The organism is Spirosoma fluviale, assembly GCF_900230225.1.
Lineage (GTDB): Bacteria > Bacteroidota > Bacteroidia > Cytophagales > Spirosomataceae > Spirosoma > Spirosoma fluviale.
The window spans coordinates 1,536,898-1,549,696 of sequence record NZ_OCNH01000001.1; the positions used below are offsets into that span (position 1 = coordinate 1,536,898).

General features: G+C 49.2%; 12 protein-coding genes and 1 tRNA gene. 4 read left to right on the forward strand and 9 right to left on the reverse strand.

Annotated features, from left to right (window positions below):
* The first annotated feature begins 101 nt into the window (after positions 1–101).
* The 3 genes from CRO74_RS06390 (at position 102) to chrA (ending at position 3,202) form a co-directional block, all read left to right on the forward strand.
* Positions 102–797, forward strand: coding sequence for a superoxide dismutase (locus CRO74_RS06390; RefSeq protein ID WP_097125148.1), 696 nt, complete (start codon positions 102–104; stop codon positions 795–797).
* A gap of 151 nt (positions 798–948) precedes the next feature.
* Complete coding sequence (locus tag CRO74_RS06395) at positions 949–1,905, forward strand: isopenicillin N synthase family dioxygenase (RefSeq protein WP_097125149.1); 957 nt, start codon at positions 949–951, stop codon at positions 1,903–1,905.
* A gap of 94 nt (positions 1,906–1,999) precedes the next feature.
* On the forward strand, positions 2,000–3,202 hold the full coding sequence (chrA, locus tag CRO74_RS06400; RefSeq protein WP_097125150.1) for a chromate efflux transporter: 1,203 nt from the start codon (positions 2,000–2,002) through the stop codon (positions 3,200–3,202).
* An 18-nt stretch (positions 3,203–3,220) separates the two neighbouring features.
* Here the strand turns inward: chrA and CRO74_RS06405 are convergent, their stop codons facing one another.
* From CRO74_RS06405 to CRO74_RS06445, 9 genes are all read right to left on the reverse strand, one after another.
* A complete protein-coding gene (locus CRO74_RS06405; protein ID WP_179830134.1) occupies positions 3,221–4,138 on the reverse strand; it encodes a PhzF family protein in 918 nt (305 codons plus the stop codon).
* Positions 4,139–4,247: 109 nt separating this feature from the next.
* Positions 4,248–5,603, reverse strand: a complete 1,356-nt coding sequence (locus CRO74_RS06410) for a hypothetical protein (protein ID WP_097125152.1) — start codon at positions 5,601–5,603, stop codon at positions 4,248–4,250.
* Between the two features lie 32 nt (positions 5,604–5,635).
* Positions 5,636–6,712, reverse strand: coding sequence for a hypothetical protein (locus CRO74_RS06415; RefSeq protein WP_097125153.1), 1,077 nt, complete (start codon positions 6,710–6,712; stop codon positions 5,636–5,638).
* Between the two features lie 63 nt (positions 6,713–6,775).
* Positions 6,776–7,495 (reverse strand): hypothetical protein, encoded by a 720-nt coding sequence (locus CRO74_RS06420; RefSeq protein WP_097125154.1) that lies wholly within the window; start codon positions 7,493–7,495, stop codon positions 6,776–6,778.
* A 104-nt stretch (positions 7,496–7,599) separates the two neighbouring features.
* Positions 7,600–8,886, reverse strand: coding sequence for an adenylosuccinate synthase (locus tag CRO74_RS06425; RefSeq protein WP_097125155.1), 1,287 nt, complete (start codon positions 8,884–8,886; stop codon positions 7,600–7,602).
* 12 nt (positions 8,887–8,898) lie between these two features.
* Positions 8,899–9,297, reverse strand: a complete 399-nt coding sequence (locus CRO74_RS06430; RefSeq protein ID WP_097125156.1) for an HNH endonuclease — start codon at positions 9,295–9,297, stop codon at positions 8,899–8,901.
* Entirely contained in the window at positions 9,284–9,514 is a 231-nt protein-coding gene (locus tag CRO74_RS06435) for a hypothetical protein (protein ID WP_097125157.1), read from the reverse strand. The genes CRO74_RS06430 and CRO74_RS06435 overlap by 14 nt, the downstream gene beginning before the upstream one ends.
* 78 nt (positions 9,515–9,592) lie before the next feature.
* Entirely contained in the window at positions 9,593–10,117 is a 525-nt protein-coding gene (locus CRO74_RS06440) for a Fur family transcriptional regulator (protein ID WP_097126038.1), read from the reverse strand.
* A gap of 83 nt (positions 10,118–10,200) precedes the next feature.
* Positions 10,201–12,477 carry a RelA/SpoT family protein gene (locus tag CRO74_RS06445; protein ID WP_097125158.1) on the reverse strand — a complete coding sequence of 759 codons (2,277 nt, stop codon included), beginning with the start codon at positions 12,475–12,477 and terminating at the stop codon, positions 10,201–10,203.
* Between the two features lie 220 nt (positions 12,478–12,697).
* Here CRO74_RS06445 and CRO74_RS06450 point away from each other — a divergent pair.
* Positions 12,698–12,779 (forward strand) — tRNA-Leu (locus CRO74_RS06450).
* Positions 12,780–12,799 lie beyond the last annotated feature (20 nt).

Consider the following 12,799-nt stretch of genomic DNA (forward strand, 5'->3'; position numbering starts at 1 on the left):
GTCTGTGACGAATTAAGCTGTTGAACATTCGAGCAATTTGAATGTTGTCAATACAGCCTAACCCGTCACAGACGCTTTTTCGTTTTTAAACCAACATTCGCATGAATCGCTCCGAGTTTTTGAAATTGGCCTTCGGCGCATCGGCCGGTTTAGTTGCCTTCCGTTCATTCGGTCTTGCTCCTGCCCAGGCAGAGGGACCCTTTAAACTGGCTCCCTTACCGTATGATGCGGGTGCACTTGAACCCCACATCGACAAAATGACCATGGAAATTCACCATGGCAAACATCACAAAGCTTATGTCGACAATCTGAACAAGGCCGTTGCCGGAACCGACATGGCGAAAATGGACATTGATGCATTAGTAAAAAGCGTAAGCAGCAGCACCCCGGCCGCCGTTCGCAATAACGCGGGAGGCCATTGGAACCATACCTTTTTCTGGAACATCATGGGTCCCAGTGCGGGTGGTGTACCAAAAGGCGCCCTGGCCGATGCCATCAACAAAAAATACACTTCGTTCGATAATTTCAAAGCCGAGTGGGCCAAAGCAGCAACCGGACGGTTCGGTTCGGGCTGGGTTTGGCTGATTAAAAATGGCAACGATGTTGAAATCATTTCGACGCCTAACCAGGATAATCCATTGATGGGTCTGGCAGAGAAAAAAGGCACCCCCGTTCTCGGACTTGACGTGTGGGAGCACGCCTATTATCTGAAATACCAGAACCGTCGGCCAGAATACGTAACGGCCTTCTGGAACGTAGTTGACTGGAATAAAGTCGGTAAGAACTTTGGCGCGTAACTAAAACGGGTAAATATTGGGACGCAATACCTTGCGTCTTCTGTGGCTCAGTGGTTGTATCCGGCACAGAAGACGCAAGGTATTGCGTCTCTACATTTACCTGCCAGCAGATTAGGCAATCTTTCGTATTTTTGTGAAAATAGTTTAGTCAATGGCAGCAGAAGAATTATATAATGAAATACCGTCATTGGATTTGTCGGATTTCACCTCAGGGGACTTCGAACGTAAAGCCCGCTTTGTGGAGGATTTAGGTCGGGCCTTTAACCAGATTGGCTTTGTCGCAATTCGTAACCATGGATTAACGAACGAGTTGACCAAAAAACTCTACGATTCAGCCCAGTCGTTTTTCTCATCGCCCGATTCACTCAAGCAGAAGTACGAACGCCCCGATCTGAACGGCCAGCGGGGGTATATTGGCAAGGGAAAAGAAACCGCAAAAGGATTTAAAGTAGCTGATTTAAAAGAGTTTTATCATATCGGTCAGCCAGAACCCGTTGGTAATATGCCCGCCAACGTGCTGCCCGACGAGTTTCCCGAGTTTAGTGAAGCCACCCAAACGGCTTATCGAACGCTCGAAGATGCGGGTAAGCAGTTGCTTCGGGCTATTGCGCTCTATCTTGAACTTCCCGAAAACTATTTCGATGATAAAGTCCAGAATGGCGATAGTATTTTGCGGGCGTTGCACTACTTCCCGCTCGACCCCGATAAGACGCCCGATGGCGCGGTACGGGCCGCTCCCCACGGCGATATTAACCTGATTACATTGCTGATGGGAGCATCGGCCGATGGGCTGGAAGTGTTGCGTCGGGATGGTAAATGGATCAGTATCACCGCTCTGCCCGACCAGGTTGTTGTGAACGTGGGCGATATGCTGGACCGGTTAACGAATCATAAACTTAAGTCGACCATTCACCAGGTTGTCAACCCCCCGCGCGAGAAAATGAACCAGTCGCGCTATTCAATCCCGTTCTTTATGCATCCCCGCGCTGATATGGACCTGACTAGTCTGGAAAGCTGTATCGATGCGCAACATCCGAAGATTTATGTCGACATGACGGCGGGCGAATTTCTGGATGAACGCTTAATGGAACTTGGCCTGAAAAAATAGTCAGTTCCGGTCGGAGAAGGTCGGTAAGTAGTGCCCTGCGTTACGAGCCGATCTTTTCTGTTCATCCCCGATTTTCTTCTGACCCTCCCTATAGATGCTTCCATACCTGTCTACTGTTCAGCCTGTCCGCCGAATTCGGTACATCATCTTTTTAAAAGATGTGCTGATTCTGGCGCTGACGACCTTTGGCGGGCCGCAGGTACATCTGGCCATGTTTTACGAGCGTCTGGTACAGAAACGGCGCTATCTGACGGAGGATGAACTACTGGAGTTAAACGCGTTGGGGCAGGTACTACCGGGACCAACGTCTACTCAGACAATTACGGCAATCGGTTTCAAGATTGGCGGTCCGAATCTGGCTTACATCACGTTGCTGCTTTGGATTTTACCTGCGGTATGTATCATGACAGCCGCCGGCATGGGGATTTATTACCTGGAAAAGCATCATTTATCGTTGCAGTTTGCCCGCTTTATTCAGCCTATGGCTGTAGGATTCATGGTGGTAGCCGGGTATCGGATCGGGCAGAAAGTCATAAAAAATCAGGTCAGTCTGGCGTTGGCGCTGGTTGCTGTGGTTGTGGCCTATTTGTTTCGGTCACCGTTCATGACACCCATTGTTATTGCGGTGGGTGGGCTTACCACGGCGCTGACCTACGAAAAGCAAAAGCGAATGGAAAAACAGCCCCTGCGTGTGCAGTGGTCTAACTTTTTTCTGTGGCTGGGCGTATTTATCGGGGCAGCTACCCTGGGCGCTTTCACCCAGTCGTTACCGGTACGCCTGTTTGAGAACTTTTACCGGAATGGCAGTTTCGTTTTTGGTGGAGGGCAGGTGCTAACGCCGATGCTGTATAACGAGTTTGTAGCTTTTAAACATTATTTATCACGGGAGGAGTTCTTGTCGGGTTTGGGTTTGGTGCAGGCCGTTCCCGGACCGGTCTTCGCGCTTGCTTCGTACATCGGGGTATTGTCCATGCGTAGTTCAGGTATACATGGACAGCTTTGGGGAAGTGTCGTATCGACTACCGGAATTTTCCTGCCCGGTACGTTTCTGATCTTTTTCGTGTATCGATTCTGGGAACAGTTGAAGCGCTACCGGGTTGTACGGGCGTCTCTGGAAGGTATCAATGCCGCCAGCACGGGTTTAACAGCGGCAGCCGCTTTAGCGCTTTTCGAACCCATGGCGGCCCACTGGCCATCCGTCGTGGTGGTGGTGCTCACCATTGTCGTGCTGCTGTACACAAAAATTCCACCCTATGTGTTGATTCTGATTGGTTTATTGACTGGCGTGATTCTGTAAAGAAAGCGTTAAAACCTGTCAGGCGTACCATATACCTTCTGAGATTAGCTTGTTGCGTCCGCCAACATTTATCTCGTAACGCTCATTAGCTAAACGCCCATTTAGATACAGGTACGATTTGCGATTCATTTGAAATCCCTGCTCTACGGTCGCCGTAATCTTGCCATCTATGTGCGTTAAAAGGTACGCCAGAAAGCAGCCGTTCGCGCTCCCCGTGGCTGCATCTTCCGAAACTTTGTTGTTTTCAATCAGCAGCATTCGGGTAGTATAATCGTTGTCTGCTTCATAGGTCTCGCTGGTGAAGAAAAACAGCGACGTGGAGTGGCCTGTCGAACTATTCGTTCTGTACTTATTGCGGGCGGTTAAAAACGCTTTAAAGGACTCCAGGCGTAGTGACAGCGCATCAATTGCCGCACGGCTCCTCAGAGGAATAATAATGTAAGGTAGCCCAGTGCTGACCTCCTGTATTGGTAATGAGTCATCAATGTCGTGGCGGGGGATGCCCAGTTCATTGGCAATCTCATCGGCGGTGAAGAACGAGCCAAACGTTGGTTGTGCCTGGCGCATGAAAAAAATACTATCGTCCAGGTTCGCCGGATTTTCCAGTGTAATGGCTATATCGCTATGAGCCAGTTCAAGTGTCAGCGCACGACTGGCTTCGGGCAGGATGAATTTATTGATGATATAGCTCGTACCCAGCGATGGATGTCCCGCAAAGGGAACCTCATGTTCCGGGGTGAATATCCGGACAACGAAGCGAAGATCAGTCTTTATCGCTTTGATAAACGTTGTCTCCGCAAAGTTGATTTCTTTGGCAATCTGCTGCATTAGCTGGTCGGATAGCTGATTGTCCATGTCGAGGAACACGGCGAGCTGGTTGCCTTCGTAGCGATTTGCCGCAAATACATCAACGATATAAAATTTGATCTCGTGCATCGGTCGGGTCAACAAAAGATAAACTGTGTACGTAAAGTGAAGATATAAAAAACGCCCCTCGTTGCGATAAATAACGAGGAGCGTTTTAACATAGAGAGTAGCTTTTAAATCAAAGCTCGTCCGACAAAAATTTCCGGATCGTTTGATGAGGCCGCATGCCTTGTGGCTTGCCATTCGAACCGGATGGTCGATTATCCGCCATGCGGGGGCGATTCCCATTCTGGAGGTTTAACATTTCTTTCCGTAGCTGACGCTGTTCGTCGTCACTTAGCACCGTGCGCGTCGCTTCCCCCTGTCCGTAGCCATCATTGAAATTGCTGATCCGGCTATCCGTTTGGGCCAGTTTTAATTCGGCCAGCAGTTCGTTAAGTTCAGTCGTTACGGCCTGTCGTTGTTGTTTCAGATCGCCCAGACCGGGAATCAGATCAAGATTGTGCTGGAGTACGTTTTGCTGGGTGCTTTGCTCGGCTAGCTGTATCTCAAGGGGAGTCACTTCTTTATCTATGCGTTTCAACCGACGGCGTAGTTTCCAGAGTTTTATATCCGCCTGCAACCACCGGAACCAGAACGCTGATAGTACTGGCAGTGCAATGCCCAGGCACACAGCACCGGCCAGGGCGAACAGAATTCCGCTCAAAACAAATGACAGTAACGCCCATGGGCTGTTTACAAGCGCCAGATTCAACTCGCTCGATTCGCTAAGCTGTTTCTCGATTTTGCCCATCGTAGCGGCATCGAGCGTTTGTGTTGTCGCTGTAGGGTCGGTAGTTAACTGAAGTTGCCGAACCGATTTGTTAATGGCGGCCTTCAGTTGGTCGGTGCGGTAGGCTTCGTAACGGAACCACCCCAAAACCGCTAGTGTCAGGATGGCAAATACGGCCAGCGTGATCTTGAAACGCTCATATTTACGCCCGTTTGCTACAGGGTTTTCCTGATACGGCTTTTCAATGAGTCGGTCATAGGCCGGTTTCAGCAGGATGGAAACCATGGCCAGACCTACCGCAAAGGCCCAGGCTTCGTTCGTATTCCGGATATTGAGCGCGTACGCAACGATTTCGTGTGATATAATCAGGTCGCCCGCCAGAAACGAAATACCCGCCACCAGAAACAGCAAACCGGCAAACAGTGAATAATCAGGAGACGCTTTAGCGCGCCGTGCCCGTAGGTGGTCCCGATCAGCCTCAATGGCTTGCTTTGCGGTTTCCAGCTTTTCGACTTGTTTGACCAGCCGTTCTACCTGGAGCGTGTGTGTTTGCAAGGTGGTGAACGCAGCCCTATTCGCTTCGGTGGCTTCGGCTAGTTGTTGATTGATGGACGAAACTTCCGCCCGCTTTTCACTAATTCGTTCGGTTAGCCAGTCCGTATTTATCTGACTGGATAAGTACCCTTCGTATGTTTCCCGATTAACGCCTTCAACGCCACTCGTGTAGCCATGCTGAAAATCCGGATGATTGCTTGGTTCCATAGCTTAATGAATTAAGAATGACGAGTTATGAATCATTCATAATTCATCATTGATTTACGCTGTTGCTCCGTGAGTCGGTCGCGGAGGCTGCGGGCGAGCTCAAACTCGCTTAAAAACAAGTTAACAAACTCATCGCGCTGGGTGTTCAATCGAGACCTTTGCGCTTGTATATGGCCCAGAGTTGTTACAATTGGCCATTTTTGTGTCCGAATGGTGTCAACTTCACGGGTCAATCTGTCAATTTCTGTTTCCCAACGGGGTATGTTCCGGGTTTTGTTGAGTGCCAGTAACCGATTCGCCTTACTGATGGTAAGATCTGTTTGTAAGCTTGTCAGGTTCGTGAGAAACAAGCTACCCGCCAACAGAAATAAGAACAGAATAAAAACAAATAGGGCAATGGCCTGGCCAACTGGCTGCGTTTGATAAGCCTGGATAAGAACAAATACCGATGCAGCGAACGGGAGTCCAATTTCGGTCAGAATTCGCCGACCTGATATTTTCGCTCCTTCTTCATAAAAGAACGATGTACGACCGAACAAATTGAACATACCGGCCAGAAATATGCCTACTGCAATCCAGCGATTCGGAAAAACGGGGCGCAGGGTTTCGTCGATCAGGTAAAAATTACTGATGCAAATACCAACAGAAAGCAGCAGGCTTACCGATGTCCGAATCAAGTTGGTAGGTTTGGGCTGGCTTTCGCGCAGATCGGTTAGCTGGTCGCGGAGGCTCAGGATTCGGTTTTCGCGCTGTTCGATAAAGAGATTAAGCTCACCTATTTTTTCGGACTGTTCATCAATAGATTCATCCAGTGGAGCAATCTGCCGAGTAAAATAAGCCCGTATCTGGGCGATTTTTTCATCGGGTCGGGCATTCGATAGGCCAAACAAGACGCCTTCGTCCCGGAGGGCATCGGCATCGGCCAGCCAGCCGGGCAATGGTTCCTGTGTGTAGGCGGGTAATGGACTGGCATCGGTCGAGGTTAGAGACCGATGGGGGTTGTACTCAGGCACTACAGGAATAGAAACCGGAACGGATGACACCTCACCTTGGCTGGGATACGCTGACTTTCTGGTTAAAAGCTGGCGAATATGCTGGAATAATGTCATTGGCACACGGGTGAAAAATGGTTGTTAACGGATAAAGCGGCTATTGAGCCAAAATATACATGTTTAAAGCTGGAATACCCGTTTTAATGCGCTCCAAAGCTGTTTTTTTAAATTCTGATCAGCTTCAATGGTTGGCAGTGAATCGGCCATGAGAAACGTAATTCCCTCAAAGCGAACCGGCGAATAGCGGTCCATCATAATGTCGAGGTCGATTCGCTCGAAGGGCACACCAAACGTAATAAAATGGTTGATGTACTTCCCCCGCAGTAACTCTGCAAAATTCATACCTTCTACACCGTGCAGGTTGAGTAAGTCAACACCGTCGATATTCAGGTTAACGGCTTTTAGGATTCGTTCGAGAAACAGGATGTTACTGGGGTCCAGTGCTTCATCGGCCAGCAACAGAACTTTATGATTCAGTTGTGGCATTCTGGATTGCTGTTGAACGGGTGGAATTACAGAAGGCGTTGTTGGGCGCGGTACTTCTTTGGGCAATGGTTCGGGCGTTGGCGTTGCAACGACCAGGGGTGGTTCAGGGGCCAACGGCGCAGAAACGTCTGATACACGATCAGTCGGGAGTCTATCTGCGGCAACTTCAAATTTACCTATGGACAATGCATCCAGCTCTGCCAGTAAGTCCAGATTTTCGGTGTCTACCGCAATAAGTTCTTCAGCTGTGCCGTCTGATGGTGCTGATGGGAGGATTGCCGACCACGATTCGCCGGGCACCCGGAAAAGCGTGTCGGTCTGATAGACAGTTTGATAGAAATTCTTTAAGGACATAACAGCTAAATCGAACCCGATTCATTTTGTCAAAAATAGGCAAAAAGCCGCCCTCGCTATGAAAACGAGGGCGGCCGTTGGTTATTAAATACCAAATATGCCAGTTAAGCGATCAGGGCCTGACGGTGAATGATAGCTTCGCGGTCGGGACTGGTCGAAATAAAGTTGATCGGCAGACCCAGAGTATCTTCAAGGAAATAGACATACGTTGCCAATTCCGCAGGTACGTCGACAAACGAACGGATGTCGGTCAAATCCGTTTGCCAGCCCTTAAACGATTGATAAATAGGGGTCACGTCCGTGTCGCAAAGGTCATACGGCATCTGTTCGGTGATGGTACCATCTGACAACTTGTAATGCGTACATACCTGAATTTCATCGAAGATGTTGAGAACGTCGACTTTCATCATTACCAACTGCGTAACGCCGTTGATCATGATGGCGTACTTCAGAGCGGGTAAATCCAGCCAGCCACACCGGCGCGGACGGCCGGTTGTTGCGCCAAATTCACGGCCTTCCTTCCGAATTTGCTCGCCCGTTTCATCATTGAGTTCGGTAGGGAAGGGGCCACTGCCCACGCGGGTACAGTACGCTTTAAAAATGCCGAATACTTCACCAATTTTTCGCGGGGCAACGCCCAGACCGGTGCAGGCTCCGGCTGCCATGGTGCTGGATGATGTTACGAACGGATAGGAACCGAAATCAATATCGAGAAGCGAACCCTGAGCACCTTCGGCCAGTACTTTCTTACCACTGGCGATGGCTTCATTTACGGCGTACTCACTATCGTTCAGTTGGAACTGCTTCATGAACTCCACCGCACCAAAGAATTCGGCTTCGGCCTGGGGCAAAACAGACGCGTAATCGAAGTTGTTCTGCTCCAGAATGACCTTGTGAACGGCCACCAGCTTATCGTACTTGGCCCGGAAATTGGGCGATTCAACATCACCGACCCGGAGACCCAGACGTGCTACTTTGTCCTGATAAGTCGGCCCAATGCCCCGGAGTGTCGACCCAATTTTCGACTCACCCTTGGCCTGTTCGTAGGCGGCATCAAGCAGACGGTGAGTTGGCAGGATAATAGACGCCTTGCGGGAGATTTGCAGGTTTTCGGTAAGGGCAAGGTTGTATTTTGCCAGGCCATCGATTTCTTTTTTGAAGACAATGGGGTCAAGCACCACACCATTTCCAATAATATTAAGAATATCGTTTCGGAAAATACCCGATGGAATCTGGTGCAACACGTGCTTTAGTCCGTTAAATTCGAGGGTATGTCCGGCATTGGGACCACCCTGAAAACGGGCTACTACCTGATACTGTGGAGCCAGTACGTCCACAATTTTACCTTTTCCTTCGTCGCCCCACTGGAGGCCTAATAAAACATCGATCATTACAGAAAAAAATTAAAATATGCCCCGGTCAGGCAGTCTTATCTTGTCGTTGAACCGGAAAATATCGACGGTAACTTTTCCTATTACGGTTATTGGTTCAATGAATCCTTCCGATAGTCTAAAGTGCTCAGCCCAGATGTCGGTTCTTGGGTTGAAAAAGCGAACAATATCCCTGGTGTTCCAGTCAATGGATGCCAGATCAGTCCCTTTATTACGATTACAGTCTGGACAGGAGTAGGCTAGATTGCTATCTTCATTTGAACCGTTGTGTTTACGACTTATAATGTGATCCACCTCAAATCCTATAAACGATCCTTCGTCTTGGGCAAGGCAGTATTCACAAATGTACGAAGCGCGATGAGCAACTCGTTTTCGAACAATGGCCGAAACAGGTATATTATTGGTGGGCATACTGTTTGGCCTTTGCTTTAGCTAGCCGCATAATATGCTCAACATTCATAAAATCATTAATCAACTCTATTTCTTCCTGGGTAGCAATACCATTTTTCTCTTTGTCGACCAACATGTAAAAATAGTCATGTACTTCCTCTGATGCCCTGAACTGAAGCACTGCTTCGGGCTTTGCGTGAGTCAGAATAAAGTCAACCAGTGTTAAATAGGGATTCATTTTACCTTGTTAGTTATTGGGTTGACTCATTTCTCTTAGAATCAAGTATCCATTTACCCTACATCATACATAAAAAACTTATCCCTCTACCGGCACCTGAACCGTATCGACGGACCGCCCTTGCTGATCTTTCTCTGTAATCTGTCTGTTTTCGCAGATGTCGCGGGCGCAGGAGCCGTAGAAAATCAGGGAATGGTGCATGACGTTGAACTTCAACATGTCGCCCACCATGTTCTGGATGTTCTGAACGCGTGGGTCGCAGAATTCCATCACCTTGTGGCAATCCGTACAGATGAGGTGGTCGTGCTGCCGGTAGCCGTACGATTTTTCGTACTGGGCCAGGTTACGGCCAAACTGGTGTTTGGTCACCAGATCGCAGTCAACCAGTACGTCCAGCGTGTTATAAACCGTGGCCCGGCTAACCCGGTATTTTTTATTTTTCATCGAGATGTACAACTCGTCTACATCGAAGTGGTCCTGTCGATTGTAAATCTCTTCAAGAATGGCAAACCGCTCGGGGGTTTTCCGGAGACCCTTCCGCTCAAGGTAGGCCCGGAAAATCATTTGAGCAGCGTCTAAATTTGTTTGCGTCGGAGCAGGCATAAGACAAAAGTAATGATGAATGATGAATGGTGAACAGCTTTGGACAATAGCTTTCAGCATCCATCATTCAGGATTCATCAGTTTTAAGAATCAAACCGAACCACTTCAAAAACCCCCTGAACGCGTTCTAATTTCTGCATCAGGATTTCGAGGTGGCTGGTATCGTGAACGTAGAGCCGAATATTTCCCTCAAAGATACCGTCTTTCGAGTCAATCGCCACAGAGCGCATGTTAATATGCAGCTCATTGCTGATAACCCGTGTTACGTCATTGATCAATCCAACCCGGTCGGTGCCGGTAATCCGGAGGCCAGCCAGGAAAGCAAGCTCTTTCTGGGAGGTCCATTTCGCCTTTATGATCCGGTTGCCGTGATTCGACATCAGTTCCACGGCATTCGGGCAGGTAACCCGGTGGATTTTTATCCCATCGTTAATCGTCACAAAGCCAAAAACGTCGTCGCCGGAAATCGGGTTGCAGCATTTCGAGAGGGTATAGTCGATTTTGTCCATGTCCTCGCCAATGAGGAGCATGTCGGCATCGGCCCGCTCGCCGTGAATTTTCTTTAGTTCTTTGACAAACGCCTTGGCATCGGGTAGGGCGTCGGTGTTTAGTTTGTTCGCCCGATTTTCTTTGGCTTCTTTATCCGATTTGAATTTTTTCAGCTCACCAACATCGATATGCCCTTTTCCAATCCGGTAGAAGAAATCGTCGGTGGTTTTGGAGCCGAAATAAGCGCGTAGCTGGTTGATGACTTCGTTGGTCATTTCCATGCGCAGTACCCGAAGTTTCTTATTCACCAACTCGCGGCCGTCGGTCACGAACCGTTTGTTTTCTTCCTTGATCAAATCCTTGATCTTGGTCCGGGCTTTCGACGTAACCACAAACCGGAGCCAGTCTTCGCTGGGTTTCTGCCGGTTGGAGGTGATCACTTCCACCTGATCGCCGTTTTGCAGCACATAGCTCAGCGGCACAAGGGTGTTGTTGACCTTGGCGGCCATACAACGCGCCCCAATCTGGGTATGGATGTCGAAGGCAAAATCGAGGGCGGTGGCGCCCCGTTGCAGCACCTGTAGATCGCCTTTGGGGGTAAATACAAAGACCTCTTCGCTGTACAGATTGCTTCTGAAATCATCGACAAACTCAATAGCGGCCCGCTTGTCGCCACTTCCCGCCGACTCGATCATGTCGCGAACCTGACTAATCCAGGCTTCGATGCCTGCGCCGGTCTGGGTGTCGTTGCCTTTGTATTTCCAGTGGGCCGCGTAGCCTTTCTCGGCAATCTCATTCATCCGCTCAGTCCGAATCTGAACCTCAACCCACTGGCCTAACCGACTCATTACGGTGGTATGCAGCGATTCGTAGCCGTTGGTTCGCGGGGTGCTGATCCAGTCTTTCAGCCGGTCGGGGTTGGGTTTATAATGATCCGTTACGATGGAATAGGCCCGCCAGCAGGCAGCTTTTTCCTCTTCCTGAGGCACGTCCAGAATAATTCGGACGGCAAACAGGTCATAAATTTCCTCGAACGGTTTTTTCGACTTATTCAGCTTGGTCCAGATGGAATAAATCGACTTCGGGCGACCTTTGATGATGTATTTGATGCCCGTTTCGGCCAGATCTTTTTCGATAGGTTCGATAAATCGACCGATAAACCGATCCCGTGCCAGCCGCGTTTCACGCAGCTTTTTCGCGATGTCCTTGTACGCTTCCGGCTCGACGTGCTTCAGATACAGGTCTTCCAGCTCCGATTTAATGGTATATAATCCAAGCCGGTGCGCCAGGGGAGCGTAGATATAAATCGTCTCGGAGGCAATCTTCAACTGCTTATCGCGGGGCATAGAGTCCAGCGTTCGCATATTATGCAGCCGGTCGGCGAGTTTGATCAGGATCACCCGCACATCGTCTGACAGCGTCAGGAGCATTTTGCGGAAATTCTCGGCCTGCTGCGAGGTTCCGTATTCAAAGTAGCCGGAAATTTTGGTTAGTCCGTCAATGATTTTGGCTACTTTCGGTCCAAACGCCCGATCAATATCGGCGATGGTCGTTTCTGTATCTTCAACGACATCATGCAGGAGAGCGGCTACAATACTTGTCGTACCAAGGCCAATTTCTTCAACGGCAATCTGGGCAACGGCCAGCGGATGATAGATATAAGGCTCTCCCGAACGCCGTCGCATATTCTTGTGCGCTTCGGCAGAGGTATTGAACGCTTTCTTGATCAGTTTGGCGTCATCCCCTTTTAGCATAGGTTTGGCGGCCCGTAATAACCGGCGATAGCGCTTCAGTATTTCCTGCCGCTCCAGTTCCAGATCAATAACGGGTTCACTTGTATTATTGGCTTGATGCTCGATGGCATTCATCATAGTGGGCTTTGTTGCGTAATAGCCTTTAGGTTGTACTCGTACTACAAGTTAACAAATTATTAATCGAAAAAGGGCGGGAAACTTGCTAAAAATAAAACCTTGCAAAAAAAAGCTTGACATAGTCAATTCTTTTCGTACTTTTGCACCCTGAAATGTCGGTAATGACCCACGGTCATCAGGCATTCAGCGAACAGATTCTCCCTGTTCAGGCCATCAATATGCGGGCGTGGCGAAATTGGTAGACGTGCCAGACTTAGGATCTGGTGCCGCAAGGCATGGGGGTTCGAGTCCCTCCGCCCGTACAGAAGTTTAGAATGAGTGA

Excerpts from the sequence above, each read along its gene's own strand:
- CRO74_RS06420 (WP_097125154.1), bottom strand. The coding sequence starts at position 7,495 with ATGTCCTTAAAGAATTTCTATCAAACTGTCTATCAGACCGACACGCTT.
- CRO74_RS06415 (WP_097125153.1), bottom strand. The coding sequence starts at position 6,712 with ATGACATTATTCCAGCATATTCGCCAGCTTTTAACCAGAAAGTCAGCG.
- chrA (WP_097125150.1), top strand. The coding sequence starts at position 2,000 with ATGCTTCCATACCTGTCTACTGTTCAGCCTGTCCGCCGAATTCGGTAC.
- CRO74_RS06445 (WP_097125158.1), bottom strand. The coding sequence starts at position 12,477 with ATGATGAATGCCATCGAGCATCAAGCCAATAATACAAGTGAACCCGTT.
- CRO74_RS06425 (WP_097125155.1), bottom strand. The coding sequence starts at position 8,886 with ATGATCGATGTTTTATTAGGCCTCCAGTGGGGCGACGAAGGAAAAGGT.
- CRO74_RS06440 (WP_097126038.1), bottom strand. The coding sequence starts at position 10,117 with ATGCCTGCTCCGACGCAAACAAATTTAGACGCTGCTCAAATGATTTTC.
- CRO74_RS06390 (WP_097125148.1), top strand. The coding sequence starts at position 102 with ATGAATCGCTCCGAGTTTTTGAAATTGGCCTTCGGCGCATCGGCCGGT.
- CRO74_RS06405 (WP_179830134.1), bottom strand. The coding sequence starts at position 4,138 with ATGCACGAGATCAAATTTTATATCGTTGATGTATTTGCGGCAAATCGC.
- CRO74_RS06410 (WP_097125152.1), bottom strand. The coding sequence starts at position 5,603 with ATGGAACCAAGCAATCATCCGGATTTTCAGCATGGCTACACGAGTGGC.
- CRO74_RS06435 (WP_097125157.1), bottom strand. The coding sequence starts at position 9,514 with ATGAATCCCTATTTAACACTGGTTGACTTTATTCTGACTCACGCAAAG.
- CRO74_RS06430 (WP_097125156.1), bottom strand. The coding sequence starts at position 9,297 with ATGCCCACCAATAATATACCTGTTTCGGCCATTGTTCGAAAACGAGTT.
- CRO74_RS06395 (WP_097125149.1), top strand. The coding sequence starts at position 949 with ATGGCAGCAGAAGAATTATATAATGAAATACCGTCATTGGATTTGTCG.